This is a genomic window from Catenuloplanes niger, assembly GCF_031458255.1.
GTDB lineage: Bacteria > Actinomycetota > Actinomycetes > Mycobacteriales > Micromonosporaceae > Catenuloplanes > Catenuloplanes niger.
Window position 1 is genome coordinate 343,313 of record NZ_JAVDYC010000001.1, and the last position, 20,617, is coordinate 363,929.

Here is a 20,617-nt window from a genome sequence, read left to right on the forward strand (position 1 = left end):
TGCGCCGGTCACCTGCCGCACCACAGGTGCCGGAGGGCCCTACGACCCGGGATCAACGGCCTTCGACGGTACGGCGTGCGCCGCGCGACCGGGCGGTCAACCGCAGCAGCAGCACGTCGTCCCGGCCGTACTTGGCCCGGAACAGCACGCCCGCCCGCGCACCGCCCTCCGGTCCCGGCTCCACCGCCCGGTAGCGCACCCCACCGGCGGTGACGTCACCGCGTGGGCGGTCGCCGCCCAGGTCCACCCACGGCTCGTCATCGCAGACCACGTACGGCACGTCGCGCTCGACGGTCTCGGCACCGGCCACGAACCGGACGCGCAGCCGGTAGTGCTCCGCGATCGGCCGCGCCGCGTTCCACCGGCCGTCGAACGCCTCCAGGGCCAGCGCGCCCACGTCGCCGTGCACCTGCACCTCGCGCTGCTGGTTCTCGCTGACCCGTCGGGCGCCGAACCGGCCGTAGGACAGCCAGTCGTCGACGCGGTAGATCGCGTGTGCCGGCCCGACCGGGCTGATCCCGACCGCGAACAGCTCCCGGCGCTTCTCCGGCAGCGCGGCGATCAGCGCGTCCAGCCGTTCGATGTTCTGCCGGATCAGCGCGACCGCGTCCGTCGGCGCGGTCTGCCGGCCACGCGCGGCCGCGTCCGCCGACGCCGGGTCCGTCAGCATGATCCGGAACCGCACGTCCCGGTCCAGCGCGCCGTGCACCGCAGCCGTGAACGCCCGCTCGTACCGCGGCTCCAGCAGCCCGGTCCAGAACTTCCAGATGTCCACCCGGTACTGCGCCCGCTCGATCCGCCGGATCACGTCCCGGTAGTCGAGGCTGTTGCGCCGCCGGACCGCGTTCCGGTTCAGCGCCAGCACCGCCGGCTGCAGCACCAGCACGGCCAGCACCAGGTCGATCAGGTTCGACCCGATGTTGATGCGCAGCTGCGTCCCCAGCCCCGGCGTGTCCCGGATCGGCCACAACGTCACCACGGCACCGAGCACCAGCCCCGCACCGACCAGCACGTACACATAGGACAGCCGCCGCCACATGACCCCATCATGACAACATATGTCGATGTCCGGGCGCCCGTGACGCACGGATGCCCGGACTATCCGGCACCGTCGAGTGCGAGCCGGATCCCCGCCTCAGGCGCAGAGGTCGGCCAGCGGGATGCGGCGGACGTAGTCCGGGGTGCCGTAGGCGCCGGGGTCGAGGGCGGCGATCCGGGTGCCGTCGGGGGAGAACGCGGCGGGGGTGTCGACGGTGGTGAGGCAGGCGGCGCCGTCGGGGAGCGTGATCAGGTGGGTGGCGTGGGTGCCGGCGACGCGGGCGCGGAGCAGCACGGCCGTGGTGGTCGGTGCGGCGGTCAGCGCGTCGACGTCGCTGACCTGGCGGACGACCGGACGCACGCCGGACGCCGTGGCGAGGTGGAGCGCGCCCTCCTGGTCGTCGCGGGACCGGTCGCCGTCGGGCGGTGCGGCGAAGAAGACGAACGCGTCCGGGCCGGCGGAGACCGGGGTGTCCAGGCGGTCGTGGTCGGGGCCGCACTCCCCCTGGCCGGGCCGGAAGTTGCGAAGGCCGGCCTCGGTGATCGCGGCGAGCGGGTCCCCGGGGCCGGTGGTGGTCAGGTAGTCGCAGGTGCCCTCGCTCTGCGGGACGACCGCGTAATTCCGCCCGGGGAGCCAGGCCATCGAGGTGGCGCGGCCGGCGACCGCGGTGACCGGCGTGATGCCGGCGCCCGAGATCGCGAGCAGCAGCGTCTTGGTGACGTCGCAGGTGGCGGTGAGGCCGACGTCGGCGACGGCGCCGGCGAAACCGGCGGGCGTGGGCGGGAACGGGCAGTCCGGCACCGTGGGCACGGTGATCGGGCTCAGGCGGCCGTCGTCGGTGATCCGGGCCAAGCCGGCCGACGCGGACCCCTCGTAGGTGATCGCGTAGACGGTGCCGTCCGGCGCCCACGCCACCTGCAGCACGGCCGGTGCCTCGTCGCCGGTGTCGCCGCCGAGCGCACCGCACCCGCTCAACGCGACCACGACGGCCACCGTGGCCGCCAGCGCGCGGCTTCGCCTCACCAGAACCTCCGAGCGACGGGAGGCGGGCCGACGGCACACCGCCGGCCCGCGGGAACAGTCAGCCTACTTGTAGACGTAGAGGCACTGGCCGCACCCGTCGCTCCGAGCCGCGATGATCAGCTGGTCGATGACCAGGGCCTGGTTCGCGCGTTCCTGGTAGTACTCGGAGTTCCTGATGTTCTGGCCGAGCTTCACCCCGACCAGGTTGTTGTGCAGGTCGATCTTGCTCTCGCCGGAGCCCCACGCGTTCTCGCCGGTACCGTCCATCTCGTGGGCGACGCCGAGGGTCAGCGCCTGTTCCTCGGTCAACCCGTAGTCGGTCACCACCAGCGCCATCCAGGAGGCGTGCCGGATCGCGTTGGTCTGGCCGAGGGACATCGTGCCGTGATCGCTCGCGCCCGCGGTCAGCTGTTGTGCGGCTCCCTGGGTGGCGACCGCGGCGAGCATCGCGTTCGCGCACACCTCGTGGTTGCGGTAGCACCAGGCCAGCTGCGCCTTGCCGAGCGTGGAGCAGTTGATCTGCAGGCAGACGTCGGCGAGCTGCGCCCGCACGTTCGGCGGCATGCCCTCCTGATACCGGTACGACTCCGCGACCAGCCAGGAGTACAGCTCCTCCTCGTCCTGGGACTGGGTGCAGGCGTCCTTGGTGCAGGTGAGCGAGTAGTCGGGCGCGGGCGGACGCTGACGGTCGCCGCCGCCGCGGCCGTCGTTGGTCTTCCGCCCGCCGCCGGGCTTGCCGCCGCCGGGCTTCGGTGGGTCCGGCGTACCGTCGTGGTTGTCGTCGAGGTTCTTGCTGTTGCCGTGGCCGTCGCAGTCGGCGTAGTCGCAGTCGCGCAGGCCGCTCGGGTCGCTGAACGTCACCGGGCTGTTGTGCGCGTACGCGTACGCGTTCCACTGCTGCGGATCCCGTAGGTCCATCACCGGGTCCGCGGAGAGGAACCGGCCGAGGACCGCGTCGTAGTCGCGCGCGCCGATGTGCACGAGCCCGGTCGGGTCACCGTCGCCGCCGACGAAGCCCTTCTGGTTCGGCCAGGCGACCGCTGCGCCCCGGGCCGTGCCGTACGGCGTCTGCCGCCGGCTGGTGACCGCCTGCCCGGCCGCGGCGACCGTCAGGTTCTGGGTGCCCTGGTGGTCGCTGTACAGCCAGGTGAGGCTGCCGTTCGTGTTCGACCCGGTACGCGAGGCGACGATCTTTCCGGCGAATTCGTAGTACCGGGTCGCGGTGCTGCTGGTCGCGCCGGTCGCCCGGCGGACCTCCATGCCGGGCAGGTAGAGCGTGGCCCCGGTGGGATCGCGGCGGATCAACCGGACGCCTCCGGCGTCGTACACGTCGGTGTGCGTGGCCGTGCCCTCCACCGTCTTGACCAGCCGGCCCTCCGCGTCCCAGGTGAGCGTCTGCCCCGGCCGGGTCACGGTGTTGCCGGCGCCGTCGTACGCGTACGCCTGGGTGACCGGGGACGCACCGGGCGCGGTCCTGGTCGTACCGGTCACCGCGTGCGGGCGTACCGCCGTGGCACCGGCGGCGGGAACCGCGTAGGTCGTGCTCACGTCCCCGGCCGCGGTGTGACCGACCTCCTTCGTGCGGTTGCCGATCGCGTCGATCGTCCAGTCCGTCCAGTACGGCGCGGCACCCCCGAGGTTCGCGACGCTCGGCGCGGTCTCGCACCCGGTCCCGCTCCCCGGCGTCCAGGCGGAGGTGAGCTGCCGCATCGTGTCATAGCCGAAGCACTGGGTGTCGGCCGTGCCGACGGCGGGGGCGTCCGCGACGGACACGATGTTGCCGGCCGGGTCGTATCCGTAGGAGGTGTTCGCGACGGTGCCGGCCGCGCTCTCCGGCCGCACGGTGGTGCCGGTGACCCGGCGGGTGGCGGTGTCGTAGAGCGTGTTGTCCTCGACGTAGGCGCCGTACTTCGTCTTGCGGCGGTGGAAGGTCGGCTCGCCGTACGCGGTGTACTGCTGGTTGACCACGTAGGAGTCGACGTCGATCAGGTTCGTCCTGAGCGCGTTCGGCAGGCCGTTGCCCGCGTGGAACTCGGTCTCCACCAGCTCCGTGGTCATGCCGCCCGCGGGCGGATAGGACGTGCTGACCCGGCTGCCGTCGTACGGCGAGTAGCCGACGCCGACGACCCAGGTGCCGGCCAGACCGGTCTCCACCGCCGGGATGACGTAGTTCGCGCTGGTCACGTTGTAGCGCAGGTCGAACACGCGGACCTGCCACCTGTACTCGGCGGTCGTGGCGGGGTCCCTGCTGTTGTCGTAGCGGACCGTCTGGGTCAGCTGGCCCCGCACGACCTGGCCGCTGTAGAGCGTGTCGAACGTCCACCCGGCCCGGAGAGCACCGGTGGCCGAGTCGTCGCGCAGCTGCGTCTGCCGGCCCAGCGAGTCGTACCCGCGCCAGAGCGTCTCGCCGGCGCCGTTCGTGGTCGTCTCGACGTCGCCGAACGCGTTGTACGTGGTCAGCGACGTGCCCGAGTCCGGGTCCCGGCGGGACAGTTCGCGTCCCTTGGCGTCGTACGTGTAGGTCCACTCGTTGCCGCCCGCATCGGTGACCCTGACCAGCAGGTCCCGGCGGTCGTACGCGTACGACGTGGCCCGGTAGTCGCCGGCGACCCCGGCGGCCGTGGTGTGCTGCCGCAACTCCGTCGTCCGGTCCCGCAGGTCGCGCAGCGCCGTGGTCGGGGTGCCACCGGCCGGTGGCGTGGTCAGCGTGCGGTCGCCCTCGTCCGTGACGTGCGTGCGCCACTTCTCGACCAGGTTGGTCACGCCGTCACCGGCCAGCAGGATCGTGTCGGTGGTGCGGCCCGCGAGGTCGTAGACGGTCCGGTTGACCGCCGGCACCGACCACTGCGGCTCGTACCAGTAGACGCCGGACGCGGTGCCGGGTTCGACGTGCTGCTGGTAGGTCGTGCTCACCCGGCCGTACTCGTCGTAGTGGGTGTCGGTGAGCACCCGGTTGCCGCTGCCGTCCCGCGCGGCGGTCTGCGTCTGCCGGGTGCGGAGAAAGCCGTCGAGGATCTCGAACGTGGCGGTGTAGGCCCGGCCCGCGTGCAGCCGCTCGGTCTTGACGTAGGGGTAGGCGTCGCGGTTCGGGGCGTACACGTAGGTGTAGCGCACCTGCGGGCTGTTCGGCTGTGCCGCCTTCGTCCACCCGGCGTCCCAGGTGCGCGCGACCCGGCCGAGCGCGTCGTACTCACGCGTCTCGACCCGGTTGTTCGGGTCGGTGGTGACGGCGGGCACGCCCCAGTACGGCGCGGTGTCGATCGTGGTGGTCCAGCCGAGCGGGTTCGTGGTGGTGACCTTCGTGACCGGTCCGCCGGACGCCGGGGTGTACGCGGTCGTGGTGACGCCGCCCCGCACGTCGGTGGTGCGGACCGTGCGGCCGAACGCGTCGTAGCCGGTCTGCCCGGCGTCCTCCCACTCCGTACCGCCGGCCTTGGTCCAGTTCTTCAGGACCTCGGTCCTCGTCGCGGAGCCGTAGGCGGGCACGGCGTCGACGCCGGCGGCGCCGTCGTAGTAGGTACGGGTGTCGGAGATGACGTCGTCGATCGTGGCCGGCGCGGTGCCGCAACTCAGCGCGGTCCGGGTCACCCGCTTGTACAGTCCGACCAGGTTCTTGGCGGTGTTGCGGCTGTAGGTGTAGGTCGTGCAGTCCTCGTCGCCGGTGACCCCGAGGTCGCCGTCGGACTGCGCGGACGTCACCAGCCCGTAGACGTCGTCGAACGTGGTGTGGTCGCGGCCGGTGCGCCAGCCGCGCTCCCCGGCGACGCCCAGTGCCACTCCGGTGTACGTGGTCTGCGTCTTCACGTGGCGTGCGCTGACCGTGTCGCCGTTGATGGTCCGGGACGCGGTCGGCGGGGACTGCCAGGGCACGGAGACGGTCTTGGACACCGGCCGGTCCAGCGTGCCGTTGTACACGACGCTCTCGCGCGTCATGCCGGCGAACGCGTCCTCGTCGTGGACGGTCTCGTCGCCGAGCGACGCGCCCACCGTGACCGTACGCGTGCCACCGGAGGCCGACGCCCGGTCGCCGTGCATGCCGCGCAGGTACGTGGTGCGGCTGAGCGTCCTTGCGTCGCCCGCACCGACCCGGGTGGTGACGGCCGCGTACCCCCGGTACTGGCTCCAGGTCTTGCGTTTCGCCTGGATCAGGCCGTCGTCGTCGGCGTAGTGCCAGGCCGGTGCGCCCTCGTAGGTATAGGTGGTGACCTTCTGCGGTGACTGCACGCCACCGGTCAGCTGCACGTCGGTCTCGGTGACGGACTCGACCACGTACTTGTGCCACCACTCGGTGATGTCCCGGGTCGGGGCGGACGGGTCCGGGCCGATCACCGGGTAGCAGCGCATGCCGTTACCCGCCGCGGACGCCGGCAGGTTCGACGCGGTGCACTGCGGCAGCGAGTAGCGCACATGCGTGGTGGCGCCCGTCTCACTGACCACCTTGGACAGACGTTGCCAGCTGTTCGTGGTGTTGTGCGCGGTCAACACCCGGTTCGGCAGTGGCTCATGCAGGAACGTCACCGGCGGCATCTCGATCGCGGTACCGACCAGCCCGGTCCTGACGATCGAGGACAGCCACAGGCCCGCGCTGCCGCCGTCGCCCGGCGACGGGAAACTGTGCGTGAACGTCCACGACGCGACGTCCTGCCAGCCCGGCGTCGCCTTCGTGGTGTCCCAGAGCCGGGTGGTGATCTTCGACAGGCGCTTGGTGGACCAGAACGTCGGCTGGTTCACGTCCGGGCAGGTCGCGGCGGAGACGGCGCATTCCTGATCCCACGGTACGTCCGGCCAGTTCTGCGCGTCGTGCGTGCCGCACGACGCGGTCACACACCGGTCGGCGCTGTCCAGGACGACCCGGGCCACCGGCGTCACCGACCGGTCGGCCGCGCCCCGGTCCCAGGTGCCGTAGTCGATGCGGGTGAGCGTGCCGCCGCGCACGTAGTCGACCGGCGTGGTCGCGGTCGCCCGGGTGGCGTACTGGTTGAGCTCCTTGGCGTACCAGTAGGAGCGGGTGTTGCCGCGTACGTCCACCACGTAGTCGAGGTTCCAGCGGTAGACCTGGTCGCACATCGAGTCGGCGAACGCGGCCCGATGGCACGGCTCGCCGGCATGGTTGCCGTAGACCGGCACGGTCCAGGCCGACTCCGTGGTGCCGGCGTGCCCGGGCAGCGTGTTGCGGCCGAAGTAGTACTCGGTGCCGTCGGTGCCGGTCACCTTCCAGTACTCGCCGGTCTTCTCGATCGTCGAGCCGTTCTCGGCGCGACCGTGCCAGCCCCGGCCGGCCTCGTAGATCAGCTCGGTGGTGGCGCCGTTGAGGTTGAGCACCGCGTTGTCGTTGCGCCAGCACAGATCGCCCGTCCGGGTGGACTCGCCGTTGTTCGCGCCACCGTCCGTGTCGTCCGCGCAGCCGACGTAGCGGCGCTCGACGTAGCCGATGCCGAGCTCGAAACCCTCTCCGAGCCAGGACGGCTGGTTGTTCGTGGCGCTGGACCGGCCGTCCACCGACGAGGAGTTGTAGGTGACCGACAGGGCCGGCGAGCCACCCGCGTGCACCGGCGGCGTGGCGATGTCGTACGCCCAGGTGAACGCGCCGGAGTTGCCGCCGGCGCTCCAGATCGACGACGGTGCCAGCGACGTGGCCCCGAAGTCACCGGACGGGCCGGACGCGACGGCAGCCACCGCGAACAGCGTACCCGCCGTGGTGGTCACGGCCACGTCACCGGCCAGCTCGGCCCGCGTGGTCGCGGCGCCGGTCCCGCCGATCGGCACGATCGTGGCGTCGGCGGTGACCGTACCGACGGCCGGGTCGTTCACGCTCGGCAGCTCGCGCGGCGCGCACCGGGGCTCGCCCGGCGTGGTCAGCGCACACTGCGGCAGCTGCCACAGACGCAGGCGATCGGACCAGCCACCACCGTACGCGTGCCGGAAGCCGCGGTAGTCGACGGAGACCGTGGCGGCCCCGGAGGCCGTCGCGCCGCGTGCGCCACCGACCCGCAGCACCACGCCGTCCCGCCAGGCCGCCGGCACCCGGGACCGGTCCAGCACCTCGACCGTGAGGTCGGACGGCAGGCTCGCGCTCGCCCGGGCGACCGTCACCGGCGCACCGCCGGCCCTGGCCACGCCCGAGTCGCGCAGCACCACACGGGCGGACGACGCGCCCGGCCACACCGGGTCGGGCAGGTCGGCCGCACGGGCCTCGGCGCCGGCCGGCGCGGTACCGCGTACCTCGCCGCCGTCCGCGTCGACGTGCTCCACCTGACCTCTCAACGGCTCCGGTGCGGCCGCCACGGCCGGCGCCGGGGGCACCGCGAGCAGCGTGCCCACCAGGACGACGCCGAGTACCGACGCCGGCGCCCGGCCGGGCCGCCGGAGCATCATCGCGCTCATGCCACTCCGGTGCGCTGGGTGTCGAACAGGTCCTTGACCCGGGCGTCGGTGAGCGCGCCCTGGTAGGTCTGCACGTCGTCGATGCCGCCGTACCAGCGGTCGGTCCGCTGTCCGTTGAACAGCGCGCCGCCGACGATCAGCGGACCGGCGGCCTGCCACACCGCCATGTGGTTGGTCGTCGTGCCCTGAAGCACGCCGTTGACGTACAGCCGGAGCTGCTTGCGCGGGGCGTCGTAGACCGCGACGACGTGCGTCCAGCCCGCGGTGTCGTCGTAGCTGACCGGCGTCTTCGACGCCACCACGTCGCCACCCTCGCCGGACGGCGGCATCATCGAGAACGTCCAGTGGTTCGACGTGACGCCCTTGACCGTCCACGGCCGCAGGGACAGCGCGAACGGCGTGCGGTCCGGGCCGTCCTGCGACACGACGGTGTGCGCGCCGGTGTCGATGTCCAGCGGATCGGCCCATGCGGACACGGTGAAGGACTGGTCGGTCCGCAGCACCGGCGCGTCCTGCCAGGCCCCGTCGCCGCCCCGGCGCTGGGACCGCCCGTACTCCCGGGTCGGCGTGGGCCCGTCGGTGCCGTCCGCGAGCGCGGTGTCCAGGAAGAGGCTGGCGCCGTCGCGTCCCGCGTCGACCACGGAGCCGAGCGTGGTGGCCAGCCGCCGCTGGAACATGTCGTCCGCGGGGACCTCACAGGTGTCCGCGATCGATTCGTCGAAGCACGGGATGCCGGAGTTGAACGTCCACTGACCGACCCGGATCGGGTCGAGGATGCCGGCCTCGTCGACCTCGCCGTCCTCGGTGCGGACCGCGATCACGCCGGTGAAGTCCTCGGTGACCAGCGGACGGTTGAAGATCTGCACGTCGGCGACGTTGCCGCGGAGCCGCTCGACCGAGACGGCACCGGCGGCGTCCTGCCCGCGGCCGATCACGTTCAGGTTCGAGTTGGTGGTGGGTGCGTCGAACGCGGCCGAGGTGGCGGCGCCACCGACCCAGATCGTGATGCGCCGGTCGACGCTGTCGAACCCGGCGGCCACGTGGGTCCACTGCCCGGCGGTGTTCAGCGTGCCGGAACACACCTCGGCGCCGGACTGCATCAGCAGGCACCAGGCGTTGCCGCCGGTGCTCAGCGGACGGGCCCGGACCCGGAACGGGTTCGACTGCCCGGCCGCGGCGCCCTTGGCGATGAGCGTCTGCGGCGTGCTCAGGTCGGTCAGCCGAACCCAGGCGGCGACGGAGTACGACTTCGTCGTGTCCAGCATCGTGCCGATCGTCACCGCGCCCTGCCCGGCGGTGCCGGTGAACGTCGCGGTCTGCCCGCCGATCACCCGTACGTCGTCGGTCCAGGTGAGGTCCGTGGTGCTGAGCGTGTTCGCGGTGCCGGGGTGAAGGTCGTCCTGCACCGCGAGGTCCCGGCCCACGCCGGGGTACGCCTGGAGTCCGTAGCGGGCGATCGGCCCGGACGGGCGGTTCACGATCAGGCTGATGCTGGTGGACCGGCCGAGGTTGCCGGTGCCGTCGATCGCGTGCGCGGTGAAGATGTTCTCGCCGTACTGGACCGTGGTCAGCTTCACCTGCGCGGTCATCGACTTCGTGCCGTCCGCCGCGGTCGTCAGCGTCGGGGTTATCTCCTTCTCCGGCGGGTTCTTCCACCCGTACCGGAACTTCGTCACGTCGAGTTCGGGCGTGCTGATCGTGAACGCGGCCTCGCCGCCCGGTTCGGGCACGGCTGACGTCCGGGTGACCGTCGGTTCCTGCGGGACCGCGGTGTCCGCGTAGAACTCGCACCATCGCGACCACGGGCTGGACTGGTTGTACGGTGCGGGGTCACGGGTCTGTACCCGGAACGCGTACCGCTTGGCGTTCTGGATCGTGATCGTGACCGGGGTCGACAGCGCGCCCGCGGATTGGTCCGACACGGTCGCGGTGGAGACCGGGAACGTGGTGTCGTCGACGCGGCCGGGACCCGGGATCTCCTTCCACTGGAACGTTCCGGTGAGCTTCTGCGTGCCGTCCGCGTCCAGCAGGCGGGCGTACAGGCGCGGCGTCAGCGTGCCGGTCGAGATCGGCGCGCCGCAGTCGGTGTTCGGCTCGACCATCAGCCGCTCCGGCGTGCCCGGGATGCTGTCGTACTCCACCACCAGCGTGGCGTCCGCGGCGAAGAACGTCTTCCAGCGGATCGCGTAGCCCTCCATCGCGCCACTCGGCTCGCAGGCGCAGAACCCGAACGTGACGTCCTGCCAGCCGCTGTTCGCGCCGGACTGCACCTGGTTGCGCACCGCGCCGTTGTCGAACTGCACGATCATGTCGGGACGGTTCTGGCCGCATCCGTTCGCGTTGTTCGCGTGCGACGACGCCGACACCAGGTGGGTGCGCAGTCTCGTGTTCCAGGCGACCCGGCCGCCGCTGTTCCCGGTGCCGATCGCGTCCGCGAACCACATCGACGTCGGCGTGAAGTCACACGACCAGGAGTGGTCCAGGTTCATCTGCACCCGGGCCGTGTGGATGTACTTCCCGCCCAGGCCGGTCATCGGGAACTTGAAGAACGACCGGTGCAGGAAACCGGATCCGGGGTTGTAGCCGACCCGCGCCCGGTCGTGGTGGTTGTCACCGTTGTTGCTGGTCGCGTACGCCCACTTCGCCGGCTTCCTGTCCCAGGCGGGGTCGATGTAAAGCGGGAAGCGTGGTTCGGGCGACTCCAGGAGGCCGGTGTCCGGGATCAGGCGCAGGTCGCCCTCGCCGGTCAGCTCGGTCTGCACGGTCGCGGTGTTCGCCGCGGCGCCCGGGCCGGCCGGCGTCGACTGGTCCGTGGTCTGCGCCGCCGTGCGCGCCCGTGCGCCGGCGGCCGGGGCGGACGAGTCCCACATCGTCGGCGCGGCCGCGGTCGCGAGCACGGTCCGGCCGGCGACCGCCTGGAGACCGCCGCCGGGCAGCTCCTGCACGGACGCGTCGCCGCCGATCCCGATCGTGACCGTGCGCAGCGACTCCGCCGCCTCCGGCGTCCTGACCACCAGCACGTGCGTGAAACCGGTCCACGTCGCGCGCAGCACCAGGTCCACATCGGGCAGCACGCCGGGATAGGTCGCGGAGTCCCCGCTCACCGACGGCTCGGGCAGGTCGCCCGGCCAGGTGAGCTCCAGCGTCTTTCCGGCCTCGGTCAGCGTCACCATCGGCCCGTCACCGCCACCGGAGAAGCTGACGTCCGCGATCGACGCGCCCGGGCGCACCGTGCCGTCGGTGTGCACGGCGAGGTTCAGGTCGGTCTCGGACCAGGAGCCGTCGGCCTGACGGACGCGTTTCGGGACGACGGTCGACTCCAGCACCAGGCGGCCGGATGGTTCCGCGAACACCTGTGAGTACTCGGTGCGCTCGGACAGCACCTCGACCCGGCGGCCGGACTCCACCGCCTGCTCCACTTCGGACTGCGGTCGTGCCGCCGCCGAGGGCTGTGCGAACAACGGGATCAGCGACAGACCGGTCACACCGGACAGAAGAAGGGCGAGTCTGCGTCGCGACGACGAACGAAAACGGTGCGGCATGACGCCACGTGACACGACAGTCTCCCCCGGTGATCACGATGAGCCGGACGGACTGTAGAGCCTCAACACTCAGGAAGTAAACAGGAAACACGAACTGTATTCACAGAACGGATATAGTGGCACACATAGCTACTAAGAGTGACGTACGAACCGGCGTGCGACGCTGTTGATCACACGACTCGGTGGGGAGTGCTCACGTACGTACCATCGAGGGGTTGTTGATCGTTTGAGCCGGTGAGGAAGCCATGCCTGAGTATGCGACCGTCGTCGTCATCGGGGGTGGGCAGGCGGGGCTGTCGGCCGGGTATCACCTGAAACGGCGTGGGTTCGTCAGCGCGGTGGAGGAACCGGGGGCGGCGCGGACGTTCGTGGTGCTGGACGCGGAGCCGGCGGCGGGTGGGGCGTGGCGGCACCGGTGGGAGTCGCTGCGGATGGCGACGGTGAACGGGATCTTCGATCTGCCGGGGTTCGCGAAGCCACCGATCGATCCGGACGAGCCGAGCCGCACCGCGGTCCCGCGGTACTTCGCGGCGTTCGAGGAGCGGGCGGGGCTGCCGATCCTGCGGCCGGTCACGGTGTCGCGGGTGCTGCCGGGCGACGAGTTCACGGTGGAGACGGACCGGGGGCACTGGCGGGCCCGGGCGATCATCAACGCCACCGGTACGTGGACGAACCCGGTCCGGCCGCGCTACCCGGGGCAGGAGACGTTCACGGGCGTTCAACTGCACACGCACGAGTACGTGGACGCGGCGCGATTCGCCGGGCGGCGGGTCGCGGTCGTCGGTGGCGGGATCTCGGCGGTGCAGCTGCTCGAGGAGATCTCCCGGGCGTCGGTCACGTTCTGGTACACCCGCCGGGAACCGGTCTTCCGGGACGGCGACTTCACGCCGGAGGTGGCCGGGCGCGAGGTGATCGCGAAGGTGGTCGCGGACGTGGCTGCCGGGCGGCCGACCGGCAGCGTCGTCTCCTACACGGACCTGATCTGGACGCCGTACGCGCTGGCCGCGAAGGCGCGCGGCGCGCTGGAACGGCGGCCGATGTTCACCGCGATCGAGCCGGACGGCGTCCGCGAGGCGGACGGCACGGTCACCCCGGTCGACGTGATCCTGTGGGCGACCGGGTTCAAGGCCGCGCTCGCCCACCTGGAACCGCTCGGGTTGCGCACCGCGGCGGGCGGTATCAGGCTGGCCGGCACCCAGGTGGCCGGCGAACCGCGCGTACACCTGATCGGGTTCGGCCCGTCACAGTCCACCGTGGGGGCGAACCGGGCCGGCCGGGAAGCGGTCCGCGCACTCGACACGTACCTCGGCCGGCCCTGATCCGGTGCTCACCCGGCCGCGTCCGGTGCCTTCTTGACCGCGTCGTAGGCGAGCTGCAGGAAGTCGGAGACCGCGGTCGCGGTGAGCGCGGTCGCGGCGAACCGGGTCAGCCGGGGCGCCAGCACCAGGCCGCCGGTCAGGCCGGTGGCCACCCAGACGCCCAGGCAGAACGGGCAGGTGATCAGCTCGCCGAGGCTGTGCCGGACGGTGCTGCCCTCGTCGCGTACCTCCTCGTTGAGCTCCGCGGCACCGGCCGGCCCGGTGTAGCGGGTGAGCGGCGCACGCAGCGGGCTCGTCACCGCGCCCTTCGCCAGCAGCCGGCTGAGCTTGTGCGTGGCGATCGAGATCAGCGCGACGTCGGCGAGCGCCGGCCGTTCCGGCACCGGCCGGCCGGAGAGCCGGGCCGCGGCGGTGAGTGTGGCCGCGAGACCGCCGAACGCGGCCAGCGCGGTCGCGTAGCCCTGCAGCGGTCGGTGCTCGTGCGGGGCGTACTGAACGGCGACTCGCGCGAGGGCGGTCCGCCCGGTGTTCAGCATCCGTGTTCCTCCAGTGGCGTCGCGGGTGGGTCGCCGGTGACTACCCCTGATCAGGCCGTACCACTCCCCCCAATGGGGTTGTCCGGTACGGCTACCATCGCGGCGTCCGAGACCCGGAAGATCGAGGTGACCGGAGTGACCACTCCACCCGTCCGCACCGCCCGGCCGATCGGCCTGGTGCTCGTCGTGCCCGCGCTGCTGGCGCTGCTCGCCGGGTACGTCGTGCCCGGTGCGCGGACGCTGTGGACCAGTTTCCAGCGCGTCTCCGTGCTCCGGGACGGCGACGAGTTCACCGGCTTCGACAACTACTCCCGCGTCGCCGAGCTGGGTTTCTTCCGCGGCCTCGGGTTCGCGCTGGCCATCGCGGTGCTGCCGGTGCTGGCCGCGTGCGTGCTCGCGCCGGCCCTCGCCTGGCTGGCGCACCGCGCTGGAACGCCGGGCCGGCTCGCGGTCCGGCTCGGCCTGGTGCTGCCGATGGTGATCGTCACGCCGGCCGGTCTCGCGCTGGCCTGGCGGGCGTCGACCCGCGGCGGCGCGCTCACCGAACCGCTGTCCGCGCAGCTCTTCGTCGGCCTGGTGGTCTGGCTGACGCTGTTCGGCCTGCTGGTCGGCGTGGGCGTGACCCTGTTCCTGGCCGCGCTGCGCCGCGGCGGCACCGGCCGGCCGGTTCGCGCGGTCGCCGTGACCGGGCTGGTCACCGGGCTCGCGGTGGTCGCGTACACGATGCAGGCCTGGACCTACCCGGCCGTGCTCACCGGCGGCGGGCCGGACGAGGCGACGATCACGCCGATGCAGACCGTCTACGACGCCGGCTTCCGGCGCCTGGACCTCGGCGTCGGCGCGGCCGGCGGCACCGTGCTCGCGCTGCTGCTCGGCCTGCTCGGGCTGGCCGCGGTCGCGGTGCTGGTGGCCGGCCGGGCCCGGGTCGACGTGGTCGGCCCGCGGACCGGGGTGCGGCCGACCGCGCCGCTGCCGCTGGCCGGCGCGCTCGTGCTGCTCGCGGTCGTGCTCGCGGTCGCCGGCTACGCGCTGTGGCCGTGGCTGTTCCCGGAGTGGGACGGGGCCGGCCCGGCGCCGCTCGAGGGCGTGGGCAGCGCGTTCAACACCTGGGTGCCGCCGCTGGTCACCACCGTGGACGGCGTCGTGCTGGCCGCGTTCGCCGGGTTCGGGATCGGTGCGCTGCGCCCGTTCGGTGACCGCAGCGAGCTGCTGCTGTTCGTGTTCGCGCCCTGGCTGTTCGTCGGCACCGGACCGTTCAGCATGGTGCACTTCCAGACCCTGAACGACCTGGACCTGATCGGTACGATGCCGGCGCTGCTGCCGCCCGCCCACCTGAGCATCCCGGCGCTGGTGGTGTTCACGCTGCTGTTCCGCGGCCTGGCCGAGGCGCGGCCGGGCAACCCGGCCCGGACGCTGCTGCCCGCGCTGCCGATGGTGGCGGTGGTCGGCGGGATCACCTATGTGACGCAGACACAGGACGCGTACTGGCAGACCATCACGGTGTTCGAACCGGAGCGGATGCCGTTGCCGGCCGCGGCGATCGCGGCCGGGAACGCGGGCGCGTTCGGCGGTGCGGCGTCGCTGGCGCTGCCGGTCGCGGCGGTGGTGCTGTTCGCGCTGGTGCTGGCCGCGCTGCAGGTGCTCTACCTGGACCGGCTGTCGATCCGCACCACCCCGGCGGCGGAGCCGTGGCCGGCGACCCCGCCGGGCCCGGGCCGGCCGTTCGGACATCCGCCGGTCGCGGGGTACCCGCCGCCGTCCGGCTACCAGCCGCCACCCGGCTACCAGCCGGTGCCCGGTTCTCCGCCGCCGCCCGGATATCCGCCGGTGCCGGGGTACCAGCCGCCGCCCGGCTCTTCCGCGCCGCCGGGTGGAGCGGGTAGCGGCACGGGCTGATCGGTCCTCCACCGGACGGTCACCGGGCCAGCAGCGTGTCCAGGATCGGGCCGGCGTGCGTCCACAGCAGTGCGCCGCCCGCGTCCGGGACCACGTGCCGGCGGGCGCCCGGGATGCGGGCCGCCAGCGTCGCGCCGAGGTCCGGGGAGTGCACCGGGCTGGTGTCGTCCGCGCCGTACCAGACGTCGACCGGCATCCGGATCGTGGCCGGATCGAACGGCCAGCGCGCCGAGGCGAGCACGGTGTCCCGCGCGTACCCGGCCGGTCCCTGGGTGAACGCGTGCGCCATCGCGGCCCGGTACGCGCGGGCGAAGGCCGGATCGGTGTAGACGGCCCGGTCCCGGGCGCCGGACATGGCGACGATCCGCTGCCACATCCCGTCCGGGTCGCCCCAGCCCGCGAAGTGACGTTCGGCCGCGTCCGGGTCGGCGCGGACCGCCTCGACCATCGCCGCGACGCCGGGCGCCAGACCGGCGGCCGTGGCCAGCTCATCCGTGGCCGCGACCAGCGCGACCGCGACCGGCCAGCCCGCGGCCGCGCACGCCAGCGCGAACGGACCGCCCTGCGAGAAGCCGGCCACCCGCACGCCGGTGAGCCCGCGCGCGTCGCAGAGCGCGGCCAGGTCGGTGGCGGCGTCGGCGAGGGTGCGGCCGGGTGCCGGGTCGGAGGCGCCGAGGCCGGGCCGGTCCACCGAGATCAGCCGGGCCGGGCCGAGCAGCCCGGCGCCGAAGCCGAGCGTCCGGCCGGTCGCCGCGCCCGGGCAGAACAGCACCGGTACGCCGTCCGGCGGTCCCCATTCGGCCCAGCCGAGCCGTCGTCCGCCGGGGATCGGGGTGCTGCCGAGCCGGTCGGGATCCGCGATGCCGTACGCCACGGTCGATCATTCTGGCGGCACGGGCCGCGCGCTGTCGCGCGAGTTTCCGGTGGCTGCGCGGCCGGACACCGCGCGCGTGGTCAGACCGCGAAGCGGTGGACCTTCTCCGGGGTGAGGACGAGGCGGACGATGCCGGAGTTGCGCCAGTCGTCGAGGAGTTTGCGCTGCTCGGGCCCGATGGCCGGCCAGTAGCGGTCGCCGAGGCGGGCGGCCAGGTCGTAGGCGCCGTCGTCGTGCAGCGTGATGGTGCCCTCGGCGGCGACCCAGTGTTCGGGCTCGCCGACCGGGGCGGCGACCACGACGGAGGCGCGGGGCTGCGTACGGATGCGGGCGATCTTGCCGTCGGGTTCGGAGAACATCTGCAGCGTGCCGTCGTCGCTCGCCTCGAACCACACCGGGCGCGGCGACGGCCAGCGGCCGTCGCGGGGCGCGATGGTGAGGAAGGCGTAGAGCGGCCGGGCGAGCAGCGTGCGGTCTCGTTCGGTGAACATGGGATCCACCATAGTCAGACCGCGGCGCCCACCCCGACGACGGAGAGCAGCTGGAGGCGTTCGTAGCTGACGGTGCCGGGCACGGCCGTGTAGACGAGGATGCGGTGCGACTGGGCCGGGTCGACCAGCGACTGGCAGTTGAGGTCGATCTGGCCGACCTCCGGGTGGATGAACCGCTTGCCCTCGTCGAAGCCGATGCTGATCTCGTGCGCCTCCCAGTACCTGCGGAACTCGTCGTTGCGGGCGAGGAGCAGTTCCGCGAGCCGGGCCGGTCGCGAGCCGGGCCCGCGCATGGTGACCAGCGCGCGCAGCCCGGACGCGAAGACCCGGGAGTGGTGGTCGTGGTCGTCCGGGTGGTAGCGCGCGCGGGTGGCCGGGTCGGTGAACCAGCGGTAGCCGATGCTGCGGGACGGCCCGGTGAGGCGCGTCAGGTCGCCGGTGAGCGCGACGCCGAGCGGGGTCTGCCGGAGCGTCTCGCCCATCTCGGTGACGATCTCGGCCGGGGTGTCGGTGAGCCGGTCGAAGATGCGCAGCAGGCCCGGGCTGATGTGTTCGCTGGCCGTACCCCTCGGTGGCGGGTTGTGGCCGGCCAGCCGGAACAGGTGGTCGCGTTCGTCCAGGGACAGGTGCAGGCCCTGGGCGATGGACGCGATCATCTGTTCGGACGGGTGCGGGCCGCGTTCGCGCTCCAGGCGGCTGTAGTAGTCGGCGGAGATGTGGCAGATCGAGGCCACCTCCTCGCGGCGCAGCCCGGCCGTGCGGCGGCGCTGCCCGCGGGGCAGACCGACGTCCTCCGGCTGCAGGGACTCCCGCCGGCGGCGAAGGAAGTCGGCTAGTCCGGCCCGGTCGATCACAAGTGCCTCCTCGGGCGTCGACGTGTCCGAACCGTTGTACCAGTCCGCGCCGGCCGGCAACCACGGATCGCCGATCCCCCCTTGACAGGGGTGGATCGGCGGGCCCTGGAAGCCGGCACGGTCCGGGCCCAGCCTGGTGACAGCACACCAACCGATTCGATCACCTGGAGCGTCACCATGGCACGTACGACACTGGACGTCACCGTTCCCGACCTGACCGGGAAGGTCGCCGTCGTCACCGGCGCGAGCGACGGCATGGGCCTGCACCTGGCGACCCGGCTCGCCGGCGCCGGTGCGGAGCTCATCCTGCCGGTCCGCAACCGCGGCAAGGGCGAGGCCGCGCTCGCCACGATCCGGGAACGGCACCCCCGCGCCGTCGTGTCGCTGCGCGACCTGGATCTGGCGTCGCTGGACTCGGTCGCCGCGTTCGGTGCCGCGCTGCACGACGAGGGCCGCCCGATCCACTTCCTGATCAACAACGCCGGGGTGATGCGGCCGCCGACGCACCTGACCACGGCGGACGGGTTCGAGCTGCAGTGGGGCACGAACCACCTGGCGCACGTCGCGCTGACCGGCCACCTGATGCCGCTGCTGCGCGCGGGCCGGGCCCGGGTGACGTCGCAGCTGAGCGTCGCGGCCCGGCAGGGCGGCATCAACTGGGACGACCTGAACTGGGATCGGGAGTACGACACCATGCGCGCGTACGCCCAGTCGAAGATCGCGTTCGGCCTCTGGGCGCAGGAGCTGCAGCGGCGCAGCGCGGCCGGCAACTGGGGCATCACCAGCAACATCTCGCACCCCGGCCTCGCACCGACCAACCTGCTGGCGGCGCGTCCCGAGGTCGGCCGCACGCAGCACCACATGGGTCGGCGGATCATCGGCGCGCTCAGCCGCGTCGGCCTGACCGGCACGCCGGAGACCGCGATGCTGCCCGCGCTGTACGCGGCCGTGTCCCCGGACGCGAAGCCGGGTCGGTTCTACGGCCCGCAGGGCCCGGGCAACGTGGGCGGCGGCCCCGGCGAGCAGCAGCCGTGGCCGCCGCTGCGCAGCGTGGACGAGGCCGTTCGCGTCTGGGAGGTCTCCGAGAAGCTCACCCACGTCACCTTTCCGGCCTGACCCGCCCGGCCGCCCCCGTTGCGTCGCGGCCGGACGGGTCAGCTCCACCGGAACAGGCGCACCGCGAGCAGCCCGCAGACCACCGTGCAGACCGCGAGGCTGAGCAGACCGGCCGGGTGCGGGCCCGCGCCGGCCCAGGCGTCGCCGAGCACGCGCACCGCGGCGCCGAACGGCAGCGCCTCACCGGCCCGGGCGACCGGCTCCGGCAGGCGGGTCACCGGGCCGAACATGCCGCCGACCGTGCCGATGCCGAAGAACAGGGCGAGGCCGATCGCGACCGCGGAGTTCGCGCTCGGCGCGACCGCGGCGACCACCAGCCCGGTGGCGAACATGGCGGCCGTGACCAGCAGCAGCACGGCCACGGTCAGCAGCGGGGCGGCCGGGGCGGCGGCGCCGAACCCGGCCACCGCGACCAGCGCGGCGAGCAGCACACCTGCCAGCACCTGGAGCGCGCCGGCGGCCAGCTGCGCGCCGAGCACCGCGGACGGGTGCACCGGCGTCACGGCGAGCCGCCGCAGCACGCCGGTCGTCCGGTAGACGGCCAGGAAGCTGGGCATGTTCACGATGCCGACCGTGCCGATCACGGTCGCGAACACGATCGGCAGCACGTATCGCGCCAGCGCGTCCGCGGGCACGTGCAGCGCGTTGCCGACCAGGATCAGCATCGGCAGCGCGATCGGGATCATCAGGCCGGCCGTGTCCCGGGCGACCGACGTCAGCTCCGCGACGATCAGCAGGCGCCATGCCCTCACCGGGCACCGCCGGTCAGTGCCAGGAACGCCTCGTCGAGCGTGGCCCGCCCGGTCCGGGCGACCAGCGCGGCCGGCGTGCCGGTGGCCAGCACCCGGCCGGTGTCGAGCAGCACCACCCGGTCGCAGAGCCGCTCCACCTCCTCCATCGCGTGGCTGACCAGCAGCACGGTCATGCCGTCGGCGCGCCGGTCGGTGATCACCTGCCGGAGGTGCCGGCGGGCCTGCGGGTCCAGGCCGGTGGTCAGCTCGTCGAGCAGCGCCACGCGCGGGCGGCCGACCAGCGCGACCGCGATCGAGGTGCGCTGCGCCTCGCCGCCGGAGAGGCTCTCGAAGCGGGTGTCGCGGACCGCCGTCAGGCCGAGCAGCTCGATCAGCTCGTCCGGGTCGGCGCCGCCACCGGTGTGGAAGCCGCGGTGCAGGCGGACCAGCTCGCGGACGGTCAGCGACGGATGCAGCGCCGCGTCCTGCGGTTGCACGCCGAGCAGCCGGCGGACGCGGCGCCGGTCCGCGACCGGGTCGAGGCCGCACACGCGTACGGTGCCCCGGTCCGGGCGGAGCAGGCCGGCGATCACGCCGACCGTGGTGGACTTGCCGGCGCCGTTGCGGCCGAGGAGACCGACGATCTCGCCGTCCTCGACCGTGAGGTCCACGCCGTCCAGCGCCGGCTTCCGGCCGTACCGTTGATGCAGGTCCTTGACCTCGATCGCCGTCATGACCCCGACGCTAGGGACGGTGGCCGGCCCGGCGCGCGTGCGGGCGGTCACCTCCGGTACCCATGACGATCGGCACGG

13 protein-coding genes are annotated in these 20,617 nt (G+C 72.9%); 3 read left to right on the plus strand and 10 right to left on the minus strand.

Annotated features, from left to right (window positions below):
* Positions 1–52: 52 nt before the first annotated feature.
* The 4 genes from J2S44_RS01480 to J2S44_RS01495 form a co-directional block, all read right to left on the minus strand.
* Complete coding sequence (locus J2S44_RS01480; RefSeq protein WP_310408184.1) at positions 53–1,039, minus strand: hypothetical protein; 987 nt, start codon at positions 1,037–1,039, stop codon at positions 53–55.
* 96 nt (positions 1,040–1,135) lie between these two features.
* Complete coding sequence (locus tag J2S44_RS01485; protein WP_310408187.1) at positions 1,136–2,062, minus strand: hypothetical protein; 927 nt, start codon at positions 2,060–2,062, stop codon at positions 1,136–1,138.
* A gap of 63 nt (positions 2,063–2,125) precedes the next feature.
* Positions 2,126–8,446, minus strand: coding sequence for an RHS repeat domain-containing protein (locus J2S44_RS01490; protein ID WP_310408190.1), 6,321 nt, complete (start codon positions 8,444–8,446; stop codon positions 2,126–2,128).
* Positions 8,443–11,931: a LamG domain-containing protein gene (locus J2S44_RS01495; protein WP_310408193.1), complete on the minus strand. Its 3,489-nt coding sequence runs from the start codon at positions 11,929–11,931 to the stop codon at positions 8,443–8,445. Before J2S44_RS01495 ends, J2S44_RS01490 begins: the two co-directional genes overlap by 4 nt.
* Positions 11,932–12,233: 302 nt before the next feature.
* Here J2S44_RS01495 and J2S44_RS01500 point away from each other — a divergent pair, with 302 nt between their 5' ends.
* Positions 12,234–13,307 (plus strand): NAD(P)-binding domain-containing protein, encoded by a 1,074-nt coding sequence (locus J2S44_RS01500; protein WP_310408197.1) that lies wholly within the window; start codon positions 12,234–12,236, stop codon positions 13,305–13,307.
* An 8-nt stretch (positions 13,308–13,315) separates the two neighbouring features.
* Here the strand turns inward: J2S44_RS01500 and J2S44_RS01505 are convergent, their stop codons facing one another.
* Positions 13,316–13,843 (minus strand): DUF1360 domain-containing protein, encoded by a 528-nt coding sequence (locus J2S44_RS01505; protein WP_310408199.1) that lies wholly within the window; start codon positions 13,841–13,843, stop codon positions 13,316–13,318.
* A 135-nt stretch (positions 13,844–13,978) separates the two neighbouring features.
* Between J2S44_RS01505 and J2S44_RS01510 the strand changes: the two genes are divergently transcribed.
* Entirely contained in the window at positions 13,979–15,739 is a 1,761-nt protein-coding gene (locus J2S44_RS01510) for a carbohydrate ABC transporter permease (protein ID WP_310408202.1), read from the plus strand.
* Between the two features lie 19 nt (positions 15,740–15,758).
* Here J2S44_RS01510 and J2S44_RS01515 read toward each other — a convergent pair whose 3' ends face one another.
* The 3 genes from J2S44_RS01515 to J2S44_RS01525 all read right to left on the minus strand — a co-directional run bounded on the left by J2S44_RS01515 (position 15,759) and on the right by J2S44_RS01525 (position 17,958).
* Complete coding sequence (locus J2S44_RS01515) at positions 15,759–16,511, minus strand: alpha/beta fold hydrolase (protein ID WP_310429442.1); 753 nt, start codon at positions 16,509–16,511, stop codon at positions 15,759–15,761.
* A gap of 182 nt (positions 16,512–16,693) precedes the next feature.
* On the minus strand, positions 16,694–17,104 hold the full coding sequence (locus tag J2S44_RS01520; RefSeq protein WP_310408206.1) for a pyridoxamine 5'-phosphate oxidase family protein: 411 nt from the start codon (positions 17,102–17,104) through the stop codon (positions 16,694–16,696).
* A gap of 14 nt (positions 17,105–17,118) precedes the next feature.
* Entirely contained in the window at positions 17,119–17,958 is an 840-nt protein-coding gene (locus J2S44_RS01525) for a helix-turn-helix transcriptional regulator (RefSeq protein ID WP_310408209.1), read from the minus strand.
* A 177-nt stretch (positions 17,959–18,135) separates the two neighbouring features.
* On the opposite strand from J2S44_RS01525, the gene J2S44_RS01530 reads away from it, so the two are divergent.
* On the plus strand, positions 18,136–19,074 hold the full coding sequence (locus J2S44_RS01530; RefSeq protein ID WP_310408211.1) for an SDR family oxidoreductase: 939 nt from the start codon (positions 18,136–18,138) through the stop codon (positions 19,072–19,074).
* Between the two features lie 38 nt (positions 19,075–19,112).
* On the opposite strand, the gene J2S44_RS01535 is transcribed toward J2S44_RS01530, so the two are convergent.
* A complete protein-coding gene (locus tag J2S44_RS01535) occupies positions 19,113–19,826 on the minus strand; it encodes an ABC transporter permease (protein ID WP_310408214.1) in 714 nt (237 codons plus the stop codon).
* Positions 19,823–20,539 (minus strand): ABC transporter ATP-binding protein, encoded by a 717-nt coding sequence (locus J2S44_RS01540; protein WP_310408217.1) that lies wholly within the window; start codon positions 20,537–20,539, stop codon positions 19,823–19,825. Before J2S44_RS01540 ends, J2S44_RS01535 begins: the two co-directional genes overlap by 4 nt.
* Positions 20,540–20,617: the final 78 nt, after the last annotated feature.